Here is a 23,563-nt window from a genome sequence, read left to right as displayed (position 1 = left end):
ACGATGAAAATGAATCAAAAAATTCGTTTTTTTAAATCTATTCAATTTAAAATAGCCCTCATTTTTGCGTTATTAATTTTAATAACGTTGGAAATTGTCGGGGCTTATTTTGTTAGGCAATTAGAACAGCAAAACTTAGATACCTTTAAGCAACAAGTCCAGTTACCTATATATGTTACTAATTCGATTACGAAGGATTTAGCAAAAACAGATACAGCTGCTGGTGATAGAGATATCAAAAAAATATTGGAAGATGTTAGTAATTCAAGTATCACAGAAATTCGAGTGATTGATAGTAAGGGCACAATTCGCGGGAGTAGTGATTTTAATAATCAAACTGTTGTGGGACAAAAAACGACAGATGCAACAATTAAGCAAGTGTTATATACACCTAAAACATTTGAAAAGAAGATTTATGATGAATCTAGCGATAAGCGCTACTATGTTTCAATTGTGCCACTAGTTAGTACAGCAGGAAATGTAACAACGACAGTTGGGGTTACATACGTTAAGGCCAATCTGGAAAGCTTATACTCAAATATTAACGATATCACGGTTATTTTCGTGACCGCGTCATTTTTTGCAGCTGTTTTAGTCCTTTTGATAACGATAGTTATTTCCCGGGCAATAACTCGTCCGATTGATGAGATGAAAAAGCAAACGATTCGAATTTCTCGCGGAGATTACTCCGGAAAAGTTCGTGTCTATTCTAATGATGAACTAGGACAATTAGCAGATGCGGTTAATAACTTATCTGTTCGTGTTGAAGAGGCACAAGAATCATCTGAAGCTGAACGTCGTCGTTTAGATAGTGTTCTATCGCACATGACAGATGGTGTAATTGCGACGGATCGTCGCGGAAATATTATCATTATGAATGAAGCGGCCTCTACCTTATTAGATCAAAATGAAAATGACTCAATAGGAGTATCAATTTTGGATATTCTTGATTTACGTAGTCAGTATACTTTACGTGATTTGTTAGAAAATCAAGATGAAATTATGATTGATTTATCTGATGTAGAACATGAACAAATTTTGAATGCTTATTTTTCATTAATACAAAGAGAATCTGGCTTTATTAGTGGTCTTGTCTGTGTACTTCATGATGTCACAGAACAACAAAAGATAGAACGTGAACGTGAAAGCTTTGTTTCTAATGTTTCTCATGAATTAAGAACGCCTTTGACGAGTATGAAGAGTTATATTGAGGCATTAAACGATGGTGCATGGAAAGATCCAGAAGTTGCACCAGGTTTCTTGAAAGTTACACAGAATGAAACAGAACGTATGATGCGTATGATTAATGACTTACTAAATTTGTCACGAATGGATTCAGGAACATCTAAGTTAGAACTTGAATTAGTTAACTTGAATGAACTGTATAGTTATGTTCTGGATAGATTCGATATGATGATTAATGCTGACGATGGGTCAGGCAAAAAGTATTCGATTAAACGTGATTTTACTAAACGTGATTTATGGGTTGAATTAGATACTGATAAAATTGTGCAAGTCATTGATAATATTATGAATAATGCCATTAAATATTCACCTGATGGTGGAGAAATAACTTGTCGTTTATTGGAGACACATAAGCACGTTATTTTGAGTATCTCTGATGAGGGCCTTGGTGTACCTAAAAAAGATTTAGCGCATATTTTTGATCGCTTTTTCCGTGTGGATAAAGCTAGATCGAGAGCTCAAGGTGGAACTGGATTAGGCCTAGCTATCTCAAAAGAGGTTGTCGAAATGCATAAAGGTAAAATTTGGTTAGATAGCTCGGAAGGCAAGGGTTCAACATTCTATATTTCATTGCCTTATGAATCATATGAGGAGGACCTGTGGGATGAAATTGAATAGATTTATTTTACCAACACTATTATTTTTATTAATTATGACAAGTATCGGTTTATCATGGGTCATTTGGACAAATCCGACATGGAATGGTAAAAGTGAATCGACGAAAGCTACAAATTCAACGCAGACAGAGTTAACAAAGAGTACTAAATTGAGCGAAGTATATGCACCAACGTCTGTTATTTATAATGATAATCAGCAACAAAATGTTTTATATAGTGAAAAAATTAATATCATTTCAAATATTCAAAAAAAGATACGTACTTGGAAAGAAACGTCTATATCAGAAGTTCCGATTAAAAATAAAAATGATTATTTAACGTTTTTAAATGCAAAAAATCAATTGGTTCTTAGTTACTCAGATGAAATTACGGTTGGGTTATTTAATCAAGTATTTAATCAGCAAAATCAAAATTATAAAACACGACTTATTAACCGTGTTCTTATTCCGCGTGATAATAAGAAAAGTATTTATCTGTTGAGTGACAAGGATAAAAAAATTTATGAGATTTCGTTAAATGATGCCTATAATAAAGGTAAAACAATTGATGATGTTGTACAAAATGAAACGTTATCGAAATTATCAGTTACATTTAAACTGCATAATAATGATATTTTTATGTATTATAATCAAGATTTTAATATAGCTCGTTTTAGGTATTTAGTGGATAAGCAAACGGCTAGTAAGTATGTTGCTAATCTATTAGGACAAAAAGATGGTTCATCGGTCAACGTTAAAGAAAGTAAAAAGACAATAACTTACTATGATGGTTCTGATCGACAATTAACGGTTCAAAATACGACAAATTTGGTTTCATATGAAGATGATGAAAATTCAGATGCGAAACAAAAAACGAGTCGTGGTAATGCTTTAACTGAAAGTTATACGAGTATTAAAAATACAGGTATCGGATTAGATAATATTCACTTCTACCAATTTAATGGTAAGTCTATGACAACAACATTCAGAAGTTATATTGAAGGATTTCCGATTTTTAATCAAACCAAACACGGTGTGATTGAAGTTGAGCGACTAGATAATGGTGGAAATAAAATTGATTTTTCATTATTGACGTTACAAATTGCTGTTCCATCTGGAAAAGCAGATGTTACGTTACCAAGTACAGAAGAAGTGTTAAGTAGCTTGGTTACGGCAGGGTATAAAGATGCGGATATTTCAGATATTCAATTAGGTTATCGTTGGGTATCAAGTTCTGATTCAGATTTGGTAGTCAACCTAGAACCCACTTGGTATATCCGATATCAAGATAAATGGAAAAGTTATACTGAATTACTACAAACAGATTAGGGAGGTGAATTAATTGGATTTTAGACGAATTCAAATTATTTTTATTATTGTTTTTCTTGGTTTAAATATCTTTTTATTCACCTCATTACGACAAAATCAACAAATTGAAATTTCGAGTCGATCATCACCTGGGACAACAAAAACCGGTACAACGCTTAAAGAGATGCGAGAAGATGACATTAAATACGGCAGTATCTCAAATAAAAAAGAGACTGGTGTATATATGTCTAATAAAGCATCTGATGTATTAAAGAATGATGCTAAACAGCTGCAATCCCAAGTTACAACATATAAAGACAATAAATTATCTAGTATTTTTGGGACACCAATTAATATCACAGATAGTGAAAGTCCAAATAAAACAATTGATAAGACAATTATGAGTGATAATACTTTAATTCTACATGGAGATAATTATCGCTATAACAGTAGTCTTTCAACAGAGACAAGTGTCGTGTATTCGCAGGTTGTTTACGATAAAATGGTTTACTCAAATGTTGGACTAATTAAATTTACAATTCAAAATAATAAAATTAGTGGCTATTCACAAACGTATATGGCAAATACAGAAAAATTACGTGAAAATGAGTCAATTATTAGTCAACAACAAGCAATACTGATATTGTATCAATATAATCAATTTGCAAGTAAAAGTAAGGTTAAATGGTCTAAGTTAGGATATGCTGAGTTGCTCAGTTTGGATAAAAAATATAGCGTCTATATTCCAGTTTGGATAGTAGCTGTTAAGAATCCAAGTAATGGTGTGACACAATACAAGCAAGTTAATTCATTTTCAGGAGCGATTATGAAGGATAGCACTGATATTTTAAATTAAATGAAGATTAAAAGGATAGAGGCGCAGGCAAGTAATGGATGAAGGAACAGACGATATGAAGATTAGTGTTCTTGCAAGCGGTAGTGCGGGAAATGTCACGTATATTGAAACGCCTAAGCACAAGGTCCTTGTAGATGCTGGTTTAAGTGGTAAAAAAATTGCGAGCCTAATGACAGATATTGGTCGAGATATTAACGATGTCGACACGTTATTTGTAACACATGAACATACGGATCATGCAAAGGCTGCTGGTATTTTAGCCCGTAAGTATGACATGAACGTTTATGCAAATGAATTAACATGGGAAGCCATGGCTCATACGATTGGTAAAATTCCCGTTGAGAAGAAGCAAATTTTTGAGATGGGGAAAGTAATTACATTCGACGACTTAGATGTTGAGAGTTTTGGTGTCTCTCATGATGCAGCGGCACCGCAATTCTACCAATTTCATCATAACAATAAGTCATTTGTTATTTTAACGGATACAGGTTATGTCTCAGAGAACGTTCAAGGGACAATTTCCGATGCAGATGCTTACTTGTTTGAGTGTAACCATGATATTGAAATGTTACGGATGGGCGGCTATCCATGGTCATTAAAACAGCGCATTTTAGGTGATAAAGGTCATTTATCAAATGAGGATGGTGCTGATGCACTTATGAATGTTATGGGTAATCGGACAAAACGAATTTTTTTAGGCCATCTTAGTAAGGATAATAATATGAAAGAATTAGCCCATCTAACGGTTGAATCAACGATGAAAGAACATGATTTAGCAGTTGGTGGTGATTTTAACATTTTCGATACAGATCCGGAAAATGCTACAAAGCTGGTTGTTTTATAAGAACAATTTTTTCAAAATTTATTCATAAATAGTTCACAATTAACCGTTATTCTTAAAAGAGTAAAAGATTACGTTTAAGGGGGCAGCGACAAATGTGTCGCGTATATAAAAATGTCAAATGAAAATAGAACAGGCTTAGGTAAAACAGTTGTTACAGCGCTTATTGCAGGATTAGTTGGTGGCGGAATTGCATTTGGTGGATATACATTTTACCAAAATAATGATAGTGATAATGGCGCAGTTACAACATCCTCAAATAAATCAGGTACAACTAAAGTAACAAATGTAAGTGTTAAATCAAGTAATGAATCATCAAAAGCATTTGCTAAAGTTAAAAATGCGGTTGTTTCAGTTATTTCATATACAAAGTCAAGTGGTTCAAGTAACAGCTTAACGGATATGTTTGGTGCAGCAGGCGATTCCTCTGCGACAACAGAAACAGCATCAAGTGAAGGTTCTGGTGTCATTTATAAAAAATCAGATGGTAGTGCTTATGTCGTAACTAATAATCATGTTATCTCTGGTGCAAGTAAAGTTGAAGTTTTATTGAGTAATGGTAAAAAATTAAGTGCCAAAATTGTTGGTAAAGATTCAATTACTGATTTAGCTGTTTTAAAAATATCAGCTAAAGATGTGACTCAAATCGCCACATTTGGTGATTCTGATAGTATCACTGTTGGTGAAACAGCATTGGCTATCGGTTCTCCACTTGGATCTGATTATGCGACATCATTAACGCAAGGAATCATATCAGCTAAGAAACGTACGATTGATGTTACCAATGATTCGGGTGTTAAAACGGGCCAAGCAACAGTTATTCAAACTGACGCTGCCATTAATCCTGGAAACTCAGGTGGGGCTTTAATTAATACTTCTGGCCAAGTTATCGGTATTAATTCGATGAAACTAGCAAGTACAGCAACAGGCTCTACTAGTTCTAGTTCATCATCAACTTCTGTCGAAGGAATGGGATTTGCTATTCCAAGTAATGAGGTTGTATCAATCATTAATCAATTAGTTGATAATGGAAAAGTTAAACGTCCTGCAATTGGTATTTCATTAATCGATTTAGATTACGTCTCAGCAAGTGATCAAAAGAGTGTCTTAAAATTACCAAAAAGTGTTTCTTCAGGGATTGTTGCTGTTAAAATAAATAGTGATTCACCTGCTAAAAATGCTGGTATAGGTAAATATGATGTTATCGTTAAGCTAGGTGATAAGAAAGTTACTGATATCTCAAGCTTACGAGAAGTTTTATATGAACATAAAATTGGTGATACAGTGGCTGTTGAATTCTATCATGATGGTAAGTTGAAACAGGCTAATATCAAATTAACCTTAGAAGCAACAGATGCAAATACAGGAACAAGCTCAACAAGTAAATCAGCATCATCAGCTCAATAAACAAATATGAAATAATCGTAAATAACTTAATTTACGATTATTTTTTTATTTTAAATAGATATTGTGTATAACTAAGTGGATAGATATTAAGGTGGGTGTGAGTAACAGAGGGAAAGGGCAGTATGAAGGGACTTTCTAAACAAAATAGTTATGCACAATTAATTGAATGGCCTGTGACTAACTTTTATTTATTTGATATTTTAAAATAAAAAAAGACTGTTATACCAATGTGTAAAGCGTATAATTAAGGAATGATAAATAACGCAAAATCTGTGCATAACTAATATGGTGTTGACAAATGGGCAACAAATAAATGTAGTGACGAACACATATTCCCCGCAATATGTTGTGGTCCAAATTGTGGATATGTGCGTAACTTTGTGTATAACTTGTGAAAAAGGTGGAAATTATGAACATTAAGATTATTGGTGTAGGTAAATTAAAAGAAAAATATCTCAAACAAGGAATTGAAGAGTATGCAAAACGGTTAAGTAAGTTTTGTAAATTTGAAATTATTGAAGTAAATGATGAAAAGGCACCGGAAAAATTAAGTTCAGCAGAAATGATTGATGTTAAAGGTAAAGAGGGCGAACGTATCCTTAGTAAGATTAAAGAAAAAGAGTATGTTTATGCTTTAGCCATTTTAGGTAAGGAACGTACGTCGGAAGATTTTGCTAAAGAGATTGCTGATCTTGGAACTTATGGGCATTCAGACATAACCTTCGTTATTGGGGGGTCATTAGGACTAAGCGAGGACGTTTTAAGACGCGCCGACACACAAATCTCGTTTGGTAAATTTACCTTACCGCATCAATTAATGCGGATGATTTTGACTGAACAAGTTTACCGTGGATTTATGATTAATGCAGGGAGCCCCTATCATAAATAAGGACCTTTCAATACTTTAAGTAACGTAATTTTAGGATATCAGTAGATTTTCATATTTTCCCTTGACCTAGAGCTTGCTTAAAGGTGGATGATAAAAATAAGTAATTTTAAATTTAGTCGTATAAGAGGGAGAATTTATGAATAAAAAGAATTTAATCATCGTGACTATTGCATTGCTGTTATCTAACGCAATGGCAGGTCTTGATGGAACGATTATTAATACTGCATTACCATCAATCGTCAGTGATTTGCATGGTATCCAATATATGGGATGGATTGTTGCAGTTTTCTTGTTGGGGATGGCAGTTGCCACACCTCTTTGGAGTAAATTAGGCGAACGAATTGGTAACCGTGGTGCATATCAGTTAGCAACTTTTTTATTTGCAATCGGTGCGGTTTTTCAAGCAACATCAAGTAATATTGTCTTTTTCTTAGTTGCTAGAGTAGTTATGGGTATTGGTGCAGGTGGGATGAATACAATTCCGTTTATTATTTATGCTGATATTTATAAAAATATTAAGAAACGCTCACAAGTTATTGGTTATGCAACAGCTAGTTACAGTATTGCATCAATTATTGGACCTTTAGTTGGTGGCTGGATCGTTGATACGTTTAGTTGGCATTGGGTCTTCTATATCAATGTACCAATAGCATTAATATCAATTATTTCAATCCAATTTTTCTTCAAAGAAGAAGTTAAAAAACGTCAAAAGGGGAATATCGATTACTTGGGTGCTGGAATGATGATTGTCAGCTTAGTGACCTTATTAACAGGTATTCAAATGATTGGTGTTGGGTCAATTAATTTAGTCGTTGGGTTAATTATTGCTGGAATTATCTTACTCGGTATTTTGTATAGAGTTGAGGATAGGGCCGTTGATCCGATTATTCCCAATCGATTATTTAAAAATAAGAAACTGATTGTTGATTTTATCATATTTGCCTTTTTATGGGGAGCATTTATCTCATTTAACATCTATATTCCAATGTGGGCACAAGGAATACTTGGAATGAGTGCATTGATTGGTGGGGCAACACAAATTCCTGGTGCAATGACTAATTTATTTGGTTCGTTGTCCGGTCCATCAATGATTCCTCGATTGGGGAAATACCGGATTATTACAATCGGAACCATTAGCTTTATTATTTCGTTTGCTGGGATGTTAGTTGTAGGTGTGACAGTCCCATTCTGGTATTTATTACTAATGGGTGCTTTTGAAGGGTTCGGTTTAGGAATGTGTTTTAATGTCCTACAACTGAGTGTTCAAGAGGATGCGGAGGGTCGAGATGTCCCAATCGCAACTTCATTTGCCTACTTATTACGTATTTTAAGCCAAACATTTATGTCATCAATTTATGGGGTTATCCTTAACAGTGCGTTGTTAAAAGGAGTTAATCAGTCTCATGGTAAAATTACGATGGAGATGTTAAACAAGCTAAGTGATTCGAAGCGTGTTTCAAGTCTTCCTGAAAAATTATTACCAGCAATGCGACAGATTATGTATGAAGGGTTGCATAATATTATGGTAATCGCGACAATATTATTGATTATCGTTTTACTATTTAATTTATGGATTCAGGCTCAATCTAGAAAACAACTAAGTTAAAAAATAGAATCTCTGAGAGAATGTACTATGTACTAAGTCGTATCGAGTTGACTGATGAAATTATATAAAATTTAATGGGGTATATTGATTTATCTGCTTGTAAAGTTATTAATAGATTCCCAGTGTAAATTCCTTGATTAATGTCAATTTATCAAATGCACTGTACTTAACTCTAGGCAAAAAAATCCCGCCATGATTGTCGAATGAAATTATATATTTCATCTGATAATCATGGCGGGATTTTTACAAAAAGGCAGATACCTTTTTAATCGTATTTTTTATAGATAATAGGTTAGGTCACTTGCTGGAGTCGGATAAGCTAAGATAAGTTTAGTAACATCTGTTTTTGATGTTTTGTTAGCAATTAATGGTGTTAGATAATTGATAAGTTCTTCCGCAATTGTGGTGTATGCGACAGCACCAACAAGTAAGTTGGATGATTTATCAAAGATAGTTGTCACAGATGCTTCAGATTCTTTAATTCGATTAAAGGAATACCAGTTAGTTGTCTCTTGTACTCTAATGTCATAATGTTCAGGTTCATTTTTAGCTTGTTCAATCGTAATGCCAACTTGAGATAGTTGTGGGCTGGCATAGACAGTCATTGGAATTGGTGGGTAAGCAATTGGACTATTCGATTTTTTAAGTAGTTGGTCTGCAACGTAATGACCTTCAAATGTTGAAACAGGTGTTAACTTAGGTTGTTTGCGTGAAACAATATCTCCAATGGCATAAATTCGATCATTTTTCGTTTTTAAGTGAGAATCCACAATAATACCATGTGAATCTGATTCAGCACCTGTAGCAGGTAGGTTTAATGTATTAACGTTAGGTTGACGGCCCATAGCTGAAATTGCCAAATCAACAGTTAAAGATAATCCCTTATCGTCTAACATCTGGAAGCCTAAAGGACCTTCTGTTATTTCTGTAATATTAGTGTCAAAGTGAAAATGGACACCATTAGTTTTCAAATTCTCAATGAGACGGGTTGTATATTCAATTGGAAATCCACGTAATATTTGACTATTATGTTGAATAATATGAACTTCTGAGCCAGCAATAGCAGCTATATTAGCAAGCTCAATTGAAACATAGCCAGCGCCAATAAAAGCTATTTTATCTGGTAATTCTTCAAGTGATAAAAAATCGGTACTTGTTTTTAGTAAATGACTGCCTGGAATATCAGGGACTACAGGTGACTGACCGGTCGCAATTACAAAATTATCGGCAGTGTAAGTTTCAGTATTAACGTTAATTTCTGACTTTGAAATAAACTTAGCAGATCCGTGAACAGTTTTAATATTTGCTGCAGATAAACCTGCTAGGGTATTGGCTGGAACTTTATCCGTATAAGCTGATTTAAAAGCCATTAATTTAGGCCAATCAATGATAGAACTGCCAGTTAGTCCGAAGCCTTGCATTGCTTCTTGGCGTTGTTTAGTTTCAACAGCAGAATAAAGCATTTTTTTTGGGTCACAACCTCGATTAGGACAAGTACCACCCCAAAGATCATTTTCAATAATGAGAACAGATTGCTTTTTACTTAAATCAAAAGCAGTAGAAAGACCACCAGGTCCAGCACCAATAATAATTGTATCGTAGTGTGATTGTTTCATAATTAATATCCCCCATAATAAATATTTAATAATTATACTGATACTAGCATAAAATTGAAAATTAATTAAAAATAATCGCTTAAAAATGTTTCATGTGAAACATTTTTAAAAAGAAAGCATAGCTTTTAAATTTTTAAAATAGTGACAGACAAAGTAATCCAGTATTAGAATATTTTATTTGATTATTAAAATCACAGAGGTTATAGTTTAAAAAGGGCGTTAAGTCAATGTATGTAAAGGATTTTAGCTATTTATTTAACTACAATTATTTGGGGGTCATTATATGACAGCAACAGTACTAAACGATATTACGAAGGTACTCATTTACACGATTGTATCGTATCCAATCGTTGGAGGCCTAGCCTTTATTGTATCGAGCCTTTATTATAGAATATTTATGGAGAAGAAGGAGCTCCCTAAATATTTAGAGAAGGGAGAACCATTCATTTCTATTTTTGTACCTGCTCATAATGAGGAACAATCAATAGAAGCAACAATTCGACATCTAGAGACTAAGTTAAATTATCCTCTAGATAAATATGAAGTTATTGTAATTAATGATGGTTCCACAGATAAAACCGGTGAGATTTTGGAGACGCTACAAGAGGAGTTCAAATCACGTTTAAGAACGATCACAATTATTAATAATCGTGGAAAAGCAGCTGGATTCAATATTGCATTGGCATTTGCTAAAGGCGAATTTATTTTATCCAATGATGCGGATTCAAAACCAGAAGTTGATGCCTTATGGAAATATATGTCATATTTTGAAAGAAAAGGTGGCAAGAATTTAGGCGCTGTCACTGGGAATATGTTACCAATTAATAAAACAACAATTGTAGCAGAAGCACAACAGAATGAATTAAATTCAATCATTGGCTTAATTAAGAGATCGCAATTATCTTATGGCGGTTTATTTGCTTTCTCAGGTGCAAATACAATGTATCGAAAAGCAGCCGTTTTAGATGTTGGTGGTTGGGAAGCTGAACAGCCAACAGAAGATATCGCAATTGCCTGGGACATGCAGGCATTAGGTTGGGTGGCTTATTTTGCGCCGCATATTCGCTTCTTTATGGATGTACCTGAAAAGCTAGGTGAACTAATTAAACAAAGACATAGATGGTCATCTGGTGGCGTTTATGTACTTCTAACGAAGACGTTACGCGTTCTACGTCATCCGATTAAACAATTTTCAAGTGTACCTATTATTATTGATTATGGATTAAGTGTTATTTGGTCAGTCTTTTATTGGTTAAGTATGATTGCATTTTTAGCAATTCAAATTATCTGTATTGTAAATGGTGATTGGTTACAGTTGAGCAATAACTTAGCGCTCGCCTGCATATTTATTTCAATAGAGGTCATTATTGGTTTGATTCAGTTAATCATGGCGTCATTTTTCAATGATAGTGGTAAATCTTTAAAATACGTTATTTTTGCGCCGTGGTATATCCTCATTTACTGGATGGTAAATACGTATACAATGGTAGCTGAGTTAATTCCGACAGTGCGTAAAATTATTACGGGTGAAGATGGTGGCGTATGGCATTCACCTGAACGTTCGGATAGTATTACAACAGATTTAGGAGGCGACGATGATGACAAAAAATAAGCCTGACTATATTGTGAACGAAGTAGATGAAGACGCATTGACGATTGATTGGTTTTTTGGTCAAAAAAATGTAAGTCTCAAACTAAGACAATTAGTATTAATAACAATTGGCTGGATTGCGTGCTTAGTACCAATCAGTATCACGGTTATCTTGATTTTATTTAAAGATAAGGCAATCCCAATTGATCAAACACTATTTACTGAGCTTTTTGATACGATTATAAATACATTCCTACAATACTATTTGTTTTTTATTGCGTTCTTTTTAATTTTGCATATTTATAATTTAATTCTTTCGAATAATCGTCTAAAAAATGATATAGAAAGTTATGATTCAAAATTATTAAAGAAACACACTGACTTAGCTGAAGAAATGTACTATTTAAAATATGGGCCACGAGATCATAGAGAGGGTCAAAATAAAATTATCATACAAGATTATGCCGATATTGGGACATTTGAATTAAGGCAACAATTTGATTACTTTGGAGATGAGGATGAAGATGATTTCTAAAGAGGATAAAAGATTATTAGATGAGATGGTTGTACGAGAAAGAAATATGAAGAAAAGACGTGACATTTCGGGCTTGATGTTACATAAATTAAGATTATTTAAGCGAAGATTAGTTACGTTTTTAACGGTTTTATCAACCGGAATCCTATTAGGACTTTATATGACATTTGAGCCATTCAAAATGTTGTCAGTTGTCAGTATTATAGAAGTTAATGTACTGGTAGCGGCAATTCTATTTCTATTTACGTCATACTTTTGGCAAATAATGCTCAAACACTGGCCATTAAAACATTTAATTAGTTGGTATAAAACTAAACTAAGAGTAACGTACGCGGGCCCACTGCTTGCTTCAAAAAGATGGTTACAGTTTTATTATAAAGATCGGGATATTTCACCGTATATCCCACAAATATTGTATTACCTACAAAATGAGTCTAAGTTAAAAACAGTTGATGAGGTATTAGCATTTATTGATGAAGGGGCACCTTCAGAAGTGGAAGAACATAATGTGTTAGATAAATTTAGACGATTTATTGGTGAAACAAATCAAATGGTCCTGAGTACTGCTACTGCAGATGGGATGCCATCGAGTCGTCAGATGCGATTTATTGTTTCACCTGATAAATCAAATGTTTGGTATTTTGGTTCAGCTCCGGAAACGCCTAAAATTGCTGAATTGGATTTAGGTAAAGCAGCTATTAATACAATTCCAACGAGTACAGGGATGACTATTGCTAGTAATAGGTTAAGTGTTAAGAGGTCAAAATATAAATTAGAAGATCTAGCAGAGTTGTATCGGGCACAGGTGCCAGGATTTATGGATGGATTACTGGAAGAAGATATAGAAAATGAGATTATTTATGAAATAGTGATCAAAAGTGCTCGATTAGATACTTGGACACAGCACGATCAAGTGAAATTTTAAAGGTATTATTAGCAATATTCATTGCTGATAATACCTTTTTTTAATAAATCAATTAAAAAAATAAACTTTTTACTTGATTTTCAACGTATTTATCTCTATATTTTGACACATAAATTACAGACGAATTATTAATAGATTAACTGTCACTAAGGGAATAAGAAGGTAATGGTGTATTTGATTTATTTTACATTTATTACGGAATATGATATTTATTACATTATTTCAAGATAATGATATTTGACTGAAATGCTTATGTAAAAACTAACTGATAGTATGAACCTCGTAAGATAAATAAGAAAAAAATAAATAAAAACGTTTAACTTAAAAGGAGAACTAAATATAATGAAATTAAATAAAAAGATGACAAAATTTTCAGTAGCAATGGTAGCAACAGTAGCAGCAGGTCTTGGACTTGCAGTTAAAGCAGCAGATGCTGATGTATATACTGTAAAATCAGGTGATACACTAAATAACATCTCAGCAACTTACGCTAACAAAACATCTAATGATGTCAGTGTTAACGCAATTGTTAAAGAAAATAAAATTAGTAACGCTAATTTAATTTATGTTGGTGAACAATTAACAATCAATACTGATACAGCTGCTAAAACAGCAAATACAGCATCAACAACAAATACAACAACTACTAAGGCAGCAACACCAGCTGCAACTCCTGCTAAAGCAGCAACAACAGTTGCACCAAAGAGTACAGTGTCAACAGCAACTGCAAGCACTACTGATTCATCAAGTGCTAAAGCATGGATTGCTAACAAAGAATCTGGTGGTTCATACTCAGCAAGAAATGGCCAATATATTGGTAAATACCAATTAAGTTCATCATATTTAAATGGTGATTACTCAGCTGCAAACCAAGAAAAAGTAGCTAACAATTACGTAACAAGTCGTTATGGTTCATGGAGTGCTGCAAAATCATTCTGGTTATCAAACGGTTGGTACTAAAATTTAAATTATAAAAATAAGAAGCTTTGGATAGGGATATAATTCCTTATTCAAAGCTTTTTTGTTACTTTAAATCTTATGTTAAAATGATAATGTCCAGTAACTAAATTACATGAATGAAAGTTGAGAATTGAATTGAAAAATTACGAATTTTTACTATTTGATATTGATGATACGTTACTTGATTTTGGGTTAACTGAAAAAGCTGCACTAGAAAAGCTTTTTTTAACGCAAAAAATAACATTAGATGATAAAATAAAACAAAATTATTTGAAATTTAATCAGCAGTTATGGCGCCAATATGAGCGTGGTAATTTAAAGCGGGATCAATTATTAGAAAATCGGTTTGCGATATTTTTCAAAAAACAGTTTAATAGAGTAGTTGATGGTAAAGAGTTGGCTAAACAGTATCAAGATAATCTGTCTGCCGGACATGAAAAAATGATGGGCGCAGATGAATTATTGGCATCAATAGATACAGCTAACTATCAATTGTCGATTATTACCAATGGCGTTGCAAACATGCAGTATAAACGATTAGCAGAATCAAAGTTAGATAAGTACTTTCCGCAAATATTTGTTTCGGAAATGACGGGTTATCAAAAACCAACGGTTGGCTTTTTTAACTATGCTTTTGACCATATTGCTGGATTTAATCCCGATAAGGCACTTATTATTGGTGATTCTTTAACATCAGATATTCAAGGTGGGAACAATGTTCACGTTGATACTGTCTGGTACAATCCGAAAAACATTAAAAATAAGACATCAATAAAAGCGACCTACGAAATTGATGATCTGTTAGCCATAAATAATATAATATAAGAATAATTATAAATCTTGGATTAGAGGAATGGTGAATAATGAAAGATGCTAAAATGATGAAAAATGTTAAAAAGATTATTACGTATGCTATTTTTGTGATTGCTACCTATTTTTTATTTTCACAAGTTTTATCAGTGTCAGAAATAGCAACGGATCGTTCCTTTATGGAGATTGCAAAAGCAGAACCAGTCGTATTTATTATTATCTTTTTTATAATTTATAGTTTATTTATGATAATTAGTATTGCTTTTTTCTATTTTTCTCATATTTTATTAAAAATTAAGGGAAAATATGATATTAGTTTACTTATTTTAAATTTTTTCACAGTTTTTTTAACAATATCAACGCTTGTTATTAAATCAGTTGGAGGGGCATTACCAACAGTAGTTATCAAAACTAGTTTATTTTTTATTTTAATATCGATGTCCTTATCAACGACTGCAAAATTATTAGCCTTACGAGAAGAACGACTAAAAAAAAGAAAAAAATAGGTTAAATATAGCAGTATTTTAAAGGAGGTACATATGAAAATTAAAGAGCGGTTGGATACGTTAAGTGATGCGATTATAGCCATTATTATAACCATTATGGTATTAGAGATGCCAATTGAGATAAAAAATGGGGAGATTAACTTTGTTGGTTTGTTTCAAGCCATTGGAATCTTTATTGTTAGTTTCTGTTTTGTTGCTAATATCTGGTATCAACATGCGGTCGCATTTTCGGAAGTAAATGAAGTACCAAATAAAATAATTGTGATGGATTTAATCTTAATGATGCTTTTATCGTTAATGCCAACCTTCACACGACTAATGACAAGTGATACTGTCAGAGAAACGGTTACAATGTATGGTGTTTTATATTTGTTAATTATTTATCTATTCAGGGAAATTGTAAAAGAAATTATTCATCAAAAATATACAGAAAAATCTGATATGAAAAAAGTATATGTAACCATTTATGGCAGACATAACACAGAAACCGGATTATTAATATTAGCTTTAATTCTTATAGGCTGGTTTTTCCCTAAAATAACGTTAGTCTTTTTTATTATCATACCAATTCGTTCATTTATTACTAATAGTGCAGATAACAGTGAATTTACTAATATTAGTCAAATGGAACCTAAAGGTACTGAGGCATTCTTAGAGATGACACCTGAAGATAGAGAAAAATTAAAACCAATTATTACGACACTTAGAAAAGAAATAAAACAACAAGATCCTGATGCGTGGGAGAATTTTACAGAGGATGCTGAAGAGGCACTCGACGTTAGTGAAGGAACGATACTTAGATGGTTTCGTCAATATCGTCAAGCATTTGAGGATTCACAAAATACGCGAAGAAAAAATATAAAGTATGGTAGAGACCAATTAAGTAGAGAAGATGATTAATAGTAAACTGTCCGTCCAATTTTGGAAAGGGCAGTTTTTAATTACAAAAAACCCCTATACTAGACTGATATTTCAGTATCTAATATAGGGGGATTGTTATTATTATTGTGCCATAAAATCTTTTAACCAATTTTTACCTTCAACGAAACGCGTAACAAGCATTGCAGTAGCAGTATTTCCTGTTGAATTTAATAAAGTTGCGGGAATATCAATGATGGTTGTAATAATTAGAATTAATGGAAGAGCAGCCATTGGGAAACCGAAGATTGAACAAATTAAGGTTTCGGCAACCATACCACCACCTGGAATAGCGCCCATCACGACACCAACCAAGAATGAAACACAGATAATCATAATCATATTATTTAAACTCGTGATATCTTTACCAAAAACGGCAAATAAAAATGTTGTTTTTAAGATGCCACCAATAACAGAGCCATCCTTGTGCGTATTTGCACCTAATGGGATGATCGTATTTGCGATATCTTCGCTCACGCCCATTTTTTTAGAATACTCTAGGTTAACAGGGATACATGCAGCTGAAGAACTTGTTGCAATTGCTGTAACAGCAGGAGCTGAGACATTTTTCCAAAAAATCATAAAACCGGCTTTGCCACCTGCGATAAATGCATAGAAACTCATCATCACAAAGAAGTAGAAAGCTGTAATACCTAAGTAAAGAATGAAACTGCGCAAATATCCGGCAGCAATCTGAGGTCCTAAATTACCGATAATATTGGCAAAGAAACAACCTAAACCAATTGGCGCGTAGATCATCACATATTTAACCATCCGCATAACTACTACGTTTCCAGCTGATAAAAATTTTGTAAATACACTAGATTCTTTACCGGTTGCTGAAGCAGCTGTACCCATTAAAATCGAAAAGATAATTAGTTGTAACATATTATCTTTTGATAATAAATGATAAAAGTCATTAACGGTGAATGTATTAACTAATGTTTCTAAACCAGATGATTTTGTTGATGTATCTTTAACAGTACCCATCAAACCTTTAATCGTATCAACGTTGACGCCGTGAATAGGGTTAAAGAGACGAACACCGATATACCCAATAACACCAGCAATGAAAGCCGTTGTTAGGAAGACAATTAATGTTGTAATCATGATTTTACCAAGTCGTTTCATTTCAGACATTTCTGCGATGGCAGATGAAATACTGAAAAAAACAAGTGGAACTAAAATCATGTACATTAGATTTAGAAAAAGATCTCCTAAAGGTTTAAGGACAGCAGCTTGTTCTTTAAAGATTAAGCCGACAATCCCACCTATGATTAGACCCGAGAGTAATAATAAAGATGTTTTGTAGCGATTAAAAAAAGTAGTCATAAAAAATCCCCTTAAATAATTAGTCTAAAGTCATAAACACTAGTATATCAATTGTTTTGTTTAAAAGCTAAGTTAAAAAAAGGAAACGAATAATATGCAAAAACAAATGAGTTTAATCAATATTAAAAAATGAGATAGTATTAGTTAATAATGAGTATTTAACCGATTATACTAATTTGAAAGATAGCTTATTGACGGGTTAAATACATTAGTTTACAATTGTAATCATAAGACCAATGAAAGAAGGGCAATACTAATGAATAATAAAAAAATAATTGAAATTAGCGACGCTGAGTGGGAAGTTATGCGTGTTATCTGGACATTAGGTCAGAGTACTAGTAATGAAATATTTAAGAATTTAAAAGAAAAAAAGAATTGGCAAATGCCAACAATAAAAACATTATTGGGTCGATTAGTAAAAAAGGGTGCATTATCTGCTGATAAAGAGGGCCGAGCATTCATATACAAACCCCTAATAGAAGAACAAACGACGATGGATCATGTTAGTCAGTTATTATTTGAACATATGTGCCAAATGAAAATTGGCTCAACAATTGCCGATTTATTAAGTGAAGTTGAGTTAAGCCAATCAGATATTGTGAAACTACAAAGTGTGATTGATGAAAAAAGTAAAAATGCACCAGAAATGGTTGAATGTAACTGCTTAGCTGAAAAAATGATGTAAATGTTTCATGTGAAACATTATAAAATTTAATCTGATCCTTTATCTTAATTGTCTAATGAGATTAAAAAAGATGAGAATAGGAGTGTTTGATTTTGAATATTAAAAAAGTAAGTGAGAAGTTTGATTTACCGACTGCGACGTTACGATATTATGAGGAAGTAGGACTTATTCCCACTGTATCACGGAATACAAGCGGGTATCGGGACTATGATGAAATCGATTTAGAATGGGTTAATTTTGCAAAACATATGCGTCAAACGGGGATTTCAATCAACATTTTAAAAGAATATGCTGACCTAACGCAACAAGGTGAGGCCACTGAAGAGCAACGTAAACAGATTTTGATTAAACAGCAACGATTATTAGGTGAACAAATCGCGGCGATGCAAGATACTTATAATTTTTTAGATAATAAAATTGAAACGTACGAAAATCATGTAAAACAGATGTTAAAAATGACCGATAAATAAAAAGCTTGCCTTCAAGTCGACTTGAAGGTTTATTATAAACCTATATTAGATATAGGAGGAACATTTTATAATGATTAAGCAAATTAACTTACGAAAAAAATTCAATTTAAATGAACAAATAACCCTACAAAATAAACTTGTGATGGCACCTATGACAACATGGGCAAGTAACGATGATCAAACAGTTTCTGAAGCAGAAATTAGTTATTACGAACAACGTGCAAAACAGGTCGGAATGGTTATCACAGGTTCGAGCCATGTACAAGAAAATGGTGTTGGATTTGATCATGAAATTGGTGTTTATGAAGATCGATTTATACCAGGTTTGACGAAGTTAGCCACAGCTATTAAGGCCGGTGGGGCAAAGGCCATCTTACAATTAAATCATGCTGGAAATAAGGCATTACCAGAATTAATTACAAATCATGACGTTGTTAGTGCGAGTCCAGTACCAGCACCAAAAACACCATTTGCTCCAGCACAGACACCTCGAGAATTGGCAGAAGAAGAGCTAATACAAGTTATAAAGGCTTTCGGAACAGCAACTAAACGTGCAATTCAAGCAGGTTTTGATGGTATTGAAATTCACGGTGCCCATGGATTTCTAATTCAAAATTTTCTTTCACCACACTATAATCATCGGACTGATCAGTGGGGCGGATCATTAGAAAATAGATTACGATTTGCTATGGCAGTAGTTGATGAAGTTCAACGAGTGGCTGATGAAAATACGACTAAAGAATTTATTATCGGTTACCGAATTACACTTGAAGAACGTGAAACAGATGGTCTTAAATTAGAAGATACAGAAGCTTTGATAACGAATTTAGTTGCTAAACAGGTGAGTTATTTGCACCTTTCGTTGGGTGATGCGTTAACTGATGGTCCAAAGGGTGGTGAACCCTATATTCAAAGAGTTTCTCAACTAGTTAATCAACGGGTACCAATCGTGGCAGCCGGCTCATTAAATACTTTTGATAGAGCAACGACAGCATTAAAATCGGGATTAGATTTAGTTGCTGTTGGGTCAGCATTAGTTGCAAATCCTAATTTGCTAAATCAAGAAAAATGGCAATTAACGTTATCGATGAGTGATCCTAGTATCCCTAAGTTAATGTTAAAAAAAATCCAAGCGCTGGGTAGCACATTTGGATTTACCTTAGTAGATTAGATAATTTATTAAAAACTGTAATATCTGTTGTTGATGATAGGAAAACCTATTACTGGCAACAGATTTTTTATGTTATAAAATTAAAAGTTCAGATTTGTCATTTTAATATATTTAAACAGACACTGGCTTAATTTTTAATTTCTGTTATTATTTAGGACGTTAAGACAAATAATATAGATTGGAGAATGATAACTTATGGAAATTGCAGGATTTGGCGTTGAAGAGTGGTTAAATGTCTATGAATCTAAAGCTACGTATGATATTGCACAAAGAACGGTTTCATCGATGACAATGAACGAATTATTAAATATTGGTCAAGAAAATGGTCAGGATTTTTATCGTGATTTAGATGCACAAAAGATGAATTATGGTTGGATTGAGGGGTCCCCAGCTTTTAAAGCAGAGGTTAGCAAACTTTATAAAGCGGTTTCGCCGGAACAAGTTTTACAAACTAATGGTGCAACAGGAGCAAATCAACTGGCACTATACGCGTTGATTGAACCTGGTGATCATGTGATTTCTATGTATCCTAGTTATCAGCAACTCTATGATATTCCTAAATCATTAGGAGCTGAAGTCGATTTTTGGAATATTTCTGAAAAAAATCAATGGATGCCTGATTTGGATGAATTACGAGCAATTATTCGACCAGATACTAAAATGATTTGTTTAAATAATGCGAATAACCCAACGGGAACAGTAATTGAAACTAAACTAATGACTGAAATCGTTAAAATTGCAAAAGAAGTCGGCGCATATGTATTAGTTGATGAGGTCTATTTACCTTTAGATGATACAACGGACGTAAGTTCAATTGTTGATTTATATGACAAAGGTATTGCGACGAATAGTTTATCAAAAACCTATTCAACTCCCGGTATTAGAATCGGTTGGACGGTTGCTAGTCCAGCTGTTACAGATATTTTTAGAAAATACCGTGATTATACGATGATTTGTGCAGGTGTATTTAATGACCAAATGGCTGTTCATATTTTAAAAAATAAAGAATTAGTATTGGATAGAAATCGACAAATTGTGAAACGAAATTTAAAAATTTTAAGTGATTGGGTGGAAAATGAGCCAGCAGTTAGCTTAGTAGTGCCAAAATCTGTCTCGACTTCATTTATAAAATTTGAAACAATTGAAGATGATGAACAATTTTGTCAAAAATTATTAAAAGATTATGGGGTTTTATTAGTACCTGGAAGCCGATTTGGTGTGCCAGGACATGCAAGATTAGGTTACTGTGCTAAAGAATCCGTTTTAGTAGAAGGATTAAAACGCTTGTCACAAGCATTACATGAATAAGTTTAGTGCATCAAAGAGAGATAAAAAGTAGATTTACAAGTTACTTTTTATCTCTCTTTTTGTGGAAAGTAAAATTAGATGATAAATCAAAAAGTGTGAGCTGGTTCACACTTTTAATGTAACCGATTTCACACCAGAAACTGTAGACTGTTGATATACTCCAAGCGAAACGACCGGCAGAGGAGGGTGTCATGATAAAAATACAGTAAAAGGATAACGCCGCTATCTATTTGGTATAAAACAATTAAAGGAGGAAATTATAATGGATTCAACGACAACAATGGAAAAGGTACCTAAAAAGAAATTTAAGTTAAAAATGCCCGGCGCTTTTGTTATTTTATTTATATTAACGATTGTTGCAGTTATGGCAACATGGATTATTCCAGCGGGCTCTTACTCTAAATTATCTTATGATCAGGCAAGTACGGAATTAAAAATTACCGATGCGCATGGGAATGTAAAAAAAGTTCCTGCGACACAAAATCAATTGGATAAACTTCATGTCAAAATTGATATTAAACAATTTACATCAGGTGGTATTACGGCAGCAGTATCAATACCTAATACATATCAGCGATTGAAGCAAAATCCGGCAGGACCAGCTGATATCACAAATAGTATGGTTAACGGGACAATTGAAGCCGTAGATATTATGGTCTTTATTTTAGTCCTGGGTGGTTTAATTGGTGTTGTTAAAGTCAGCGGCGCGTTTGAATCAGGTTTAATTGCGCTAACTAAGAAAACCAAAGGTCATGAATTTTTATCAATTTTCTTTGTTTCAATTTTAATGGTTTTAGGCGGAACTCTTTGCGGGATTGAAGAAGAGGCAGTGGCCTTCTATCCAATATTGGTACCAGTATTTATCGCGATGGGCTATGATTCGATAGTCTGCGTGGGGGCAATTTTCTTATCCAGTTCTATTGGGACCACATTCTCTACGATTAATCCGTTCTCAGTTGTTATTGCGTCAAATGCAGCCGGAATTGATTTTACGCAAGGTATGATTTGGCGGATTGTTGGTTTGATTGTCGGGTCTATTTTCTTAATTATTTATTTAGGACGTTATAGTAAAAAGGTTAAGGATGATCCAACAGCTTCAATTACTTATGAAGATAGTAAAGACTTTAATCGATTATGGTCAGTATCTTCAGGTGAAGGTGGTAATAAATCAGTTTTCACTATTCGTAAGAAAATTATTCTATTATTATTTGTTGTGACATTCCCAATCATGGTTTGGGGCGTTATGGCAAAAGGTTGGTGGTTCCCAACGATGGCATCTTCATTCTTGGTATTTGCTATCGCCATTATGTTCTTAACAGGTACAGGTCGAGATGGTCTAGGTGAAAAGGGTGTCATTGATGCTTTTGTCAGTGGTGCATCTAGTTTAGTTGGGGTGTCATTTATTATTGGACTTGCCAGAGGGATAAATATCGTGTTAAATCAAGGATTGATTTCAGATACCATTCTTCAATATGCGTCATCTTTAGTTGTTGGCGTAAGTGGACCAATTTTCATAATTATCATGATGGTTATTTTCTTCTTCCTTGGATTTATCGTACCTTCTTCATCCGGATTAGCCGTTTTAGCAATGCCAATATTTGCGCCATTAGCTGATTCTGCAGATATTCCAAGATTTATTGTCGTTTCTGCTTATCAATTTGGACAGTATGCAATGCTTTTCTTAGCACCAACAGGGTTAGTTATGGCAACACTTCAAATGTTAAATATCAGATATTCGCACTGGGTAAAATTCGTTTGGCCCGTCGTTGTCTTTGTTCTATTATTTGGTGGTGCACTCTTAGTATTACAAGTCTTAATTTATTAAAGTAAGAATTATCATAAAAATAATGTACTTTTAATGTTTCTCATTTAATAATTTTAAAAACACGGTAGTGGAAGCGTTTTATAAATGTAATATACGATATTGAACCGTAAGAATCCTCATAATGAGAAATAGTTCACATTATAGGTGTAAGCGTTTACTAATAT

21 protein-coding genes are annotated in these 23,563 nt (G+C 33.4%); 19 read left to right on the top strand and 2 right to left on the bottom strand.

All coding sequences use genetic code 11. The features are described 5' to 3' along the window. The first annotated feature begins 9 nt into the window (after nucleotides 1-9). The 7 genes from walK (at nucleotide 10) to AC1RP4_RS00230 (ending at nucleotide 8,747) form a co-directional block, all read left to right on the top strand. Nucleotides 10-1,863, top strand: a complete 1,854-nt coding sequence (gene walK, locus AC1RP4_RS00260; RefSeq protein WP_481761148.1) for a cell wall metabolism sensor histidine kinase WalK — start codon at nucleotides 10-12, stop codon at nucleotides 1,861-1,863. Then, nucleotides 1,850-3,169 carry a YycH family regulatory protein gene (locus tag AC1RP4_RS00255; RefSeq protein ID WP_481761093.1) on the top strand — a complete coding sequence of 440 codons (1,320 nt, stop codon included), beginning with the start codon at nucleotides 1,850-1,852 and terminating at the stop codon, nucleotides 3,167-3,169. Before walK ends, AC1RP4_RS00255 begins: the two co-directional genes overlap by 14 nt. A 13-nt stretch (nucleotides 3,170-3,182) precedes the next feature. Continuing rightward, nucleotides 3,183-4,004 carry a two-component system regulatory protein YycI gene (locus AC1RP4_RS00250; protein WP_481761094.1) on the top strand — a complete coding sequence of 274 codons (822 nt, stop codon included), beginning with the start codon at nucleotides 3,183-3,185 and terminating at the stop codon, nucleotides 4,002-4,004. 34 nt (nucleotides 4,005-4,038) lie between these two features. Continuing rightward, nucleotides 4,039-4,848, top strand: coding sequence for an MBL fold metallo-hydrolase (locus AC1RP4_RS00245; RefSeq protein WP_481761095.1), 810 nt, complete (start codon nucleotides 4,039-4,041; stop codon nucleotides 4,846-4,848). Nucleotides 4,849-4,959: 111 nt separating this feature from the next. Further along, nucleotides 4,960-6,252, top strand: coding sequence for a S1C family serine protease (locus tag AC1RP4_RS00240; protein ID WP_481761096.1), 1,293 nt, complete (start codon nucleotides 4,960-4,962; stop codon nucleotides 6,250-6,252). A 409-nt stretch (nucleotides 6,253-6,661) separates the two neighbouring features. Continuing rightward, on the top strand, nucleotides 6,662-7,141 hold the full coding sequence (gene rlmH / locus AC1RP4_RS00235; RefSeq protein WP_481761097.1) for a 23S rRNA (pseudouridine(1915)-N(3))-methyltransferase RlmH: 480 nt from the start codon (nucleotides 6,662-6,664) through the stop codon (nucleotides 7,139-7,141). A gap of 136 nt (nucleotides 7,142-7,277) precedes the next feature. Further along, nucleotides 7,278-8,747: an MFS transporter gene (locus tag AC1RP4_RS00230; RefSeq protein ID WP_409021866.1), complete on the top strand. Its 1,470-nt coding sequence runs from the start codon at nucleotides 7,278-7,280 to the stop codon at nucleotides 8,745-8,747. 278 nt (nucleotides 8,748-9,025) lie between these two features. Here AC1RP4_RS00230 and AC1RP4_RS00225 read toward each other — a convergent pair whose 3' ends face one another. Further along, nucleotides 9,026-10,363 (bottom strand): dihydrolipoyl dehydrogenase family protein, encoded by a 1,338-nt coding sequence (locus AC1RP4_RS00225; protein ID WP_481761098.1) that lies wholly within the window; start codon nucleotides 10,361-10,363, stop codon nucleotides 9,026-9,028. A 283-nt stretch (nucleotides 10,364-10,646) separates the two neighbouring features. Here AC1RP4_RS00225 and AC1RP4_RS00220 point away from each other — a divergent pair, with 283 nt between their 5' ends. The 7 genes from AC1RP4_RS00220 (at nucleotide 10,647) to AC1RP4_RS00190 (ending at nucleotide 16,590) form a co-directional block, all read left to right on the top strand. After that, nucleotides 10,647-11,975 (top strand): glycosyltransferase family 2 protein, encoded by a 1,329-nt coding sequence (locus AC1RP4_RS00220; protein ID WP_409021868.1) that lies wholly within the window; start codon nucleotides 10,647-10,649, stop codon nucleotides 11,973-11,975. Continuing rightward, nucleotides 11,962-12,489 carry a hypothetical protein gene (locus AC1RP4_RS00215; RefSeq protein WP_481761099.1) on the top strand — a complete coding sequence of 176 codons (528 nt, stop codon included), beginning with the start codon at nucleotides 11,962-11,964 and terminating at the stop codon, nucleotides 12,487-12,489. Before AC1RP4_RS00220 ends, AC1RP4_RS00215 begins: the two co-directional genes overlap by 14 nt. Then, nucleotides 12,479-13,414: a pyridoxamine 5'-phosphate oxidase family protein gene (locus AC1RP4_RS00210; protein ID WP_481761100.1), complete on the top strand. Its 936-nt coding sequence runs from the start codon at nucleotides 12,479-12,481 to the stop codon at nucleotides 13,412-13,414. The genes AC1RP4_RS00215 and AC1RP4_RS00210 overlap by 11 nt, the downstream gene beginning before the upstream one ends. Nucleotides 13,415-13,756: 342 nt before the next feature. Further along, nucleotides 13,757-14,374, top strand: coding sequence for an aggregation-promoting factor (gene apf / locus AC1RP4_RS00205; RefSeq protein WP_481761101.1), 618 nt, complete (start codon nucleotides 13,757-13,759; stop codon nucleotides 14,372-14,374). 135 nt (nucleotides 14,375-14,509) lie between these two features. After that, nucleotides 14,510-15,199 (top strand): YjjG family noncanonical pyrimidine nucleotidase, encoded by a 690-nt coding sequence (locus AC1RP4_RS00200; RefSeq protein WP_481762165.1) that lies wholly within the window; start codon nucleotides 14,510-14,512, stop codon nucleotides 15,197-15,199. A gap of 38 nt (nucleotides 15,200-15,237) precedes the next feature. Continuing rightward, nucleotides 15,238-15,690 (top strand): hypothetical protein, encoded by a 453-nt coding sequence (locus AC1RP4_RS00195; protein ID WP_481761103.1) that lies wholly within the window; start codon nucleotides 15,238-15,240, stop codon nucleotides 15,688-15,690. Between the two features lie 33 nt (nucleotides 15,691-15,723). Beyond that, a complete protein-coding gene (locus AC1RP4_RS00190) occupies nucleotides 15,724-16,590 on the top strand; it encodes a TMEM175 family protein (protein ID WP_481761104.1) in 867 nt (288 codons plus the stop codon). 102 nt (nucleotides 16,591-16,692) lie between these two features. Here AC1RP4_RS00190 and AC1RP4_RS00185 read toward each other — a convergent pair whose 3' ends face one another. Continuing rightward, nucleotides 16,693-17,940 carry a dicarboxylate/amino acid:cation symporter gene (locus AC1RP4_RS00185; protein WP_481761105.1) on the bottom strand — a complete coding sequence of 416 codons (1,248 nt, stop codon included), beginning with the start codon at nucleotides 17,938-17,940 and terminating at the stop codon, nucleotides 16,693-16,695. 256 nt (nucleotides 17,941-18,196) lie between these two features. Here AC1RP4_RS00185 and AC1RP4_RS00180 point away from each other — a divergent pair, with 256 nt between their 5' ends. The 5 genes from AC1RP4_RS00180 to AC1RP4_RS00160 all read left to right on the top strand — a co-directional run bounded on the left by AC1RP4_RS00180 (nucleotide 18,197) and on the right by AC1RP4_RS00160 (nucleotide 23,399). Next, a complete protein-coding gene (locus AC1RP4_RS00180; RefSeq protein ID WP_481761106.1) occupies nucleotides 18,197-18,625 on the top strand; it encodes a CopY/TcrY family copper transport repressor in 429 nt (142 codons plus the stop codon). A 92-nt stretch (nucleotides 18,626-18,717) separates the two neighbouring features. Beyond that, nucleotides 18,718-19,095, top strand: coding sequence for a MerR family transcriptional regulator (locus AC1RP4_RS00175; protein WP_481761107.1), 378 nt, complete (start codon nucleotides 18,718-18,720; stop codon nucleotides 19,093-19,095). 70 nt (nucleotides 19,096-19,165) lie between these two features. Then, nucleotides 19,166-20,266, top strand: a complete 1,101-nt coding sequence (locus tag AC1RP4_RS00170) for an NADH-dependent flavin oxidoreductase (protein WP_481761108.1) — start codon at nucleotides 19,166-19,168, stop codon at nucleotides 20,264-20,266. Between the two features lie 195 nt (nucleotides 20,267-20,461). Next, entirely contained in the window at nucleotides 20,462-21,574 is a 1,113-nt protein-coding gene (locus AC1RP4_RS00165) for an aminotransferase (RefSeq protein WP_481761109.1), read from the top strand. Nucleotides 21,575-21,836: 262 nt separating this feature from the next. Continuing rightward, nucleotides 21,837-23,399 carry a YfcC family protein gene (locus tag AC1RP4_RS00160; RefSeq protein WP_481761110.1) on the top strand — a complete coding sequence of 521 codons (1,563 nt, stop codon included), beginning with the start codon at nucleotides 21,837-21,839 and terminating at the stop codon, nucleotides 23,397-23,399. Nucleotides 23,400-23,563 lie beyond the last annotated feature (164 nt).

The organism is Dellaglioa sp. CoH-56-MRSF-10 (assembly GCF_056782175.1).
Note: the sequence above shows the minus strand (reverse complement) of the source record. Positions and strands in the feature narration are given on the sequence as shown.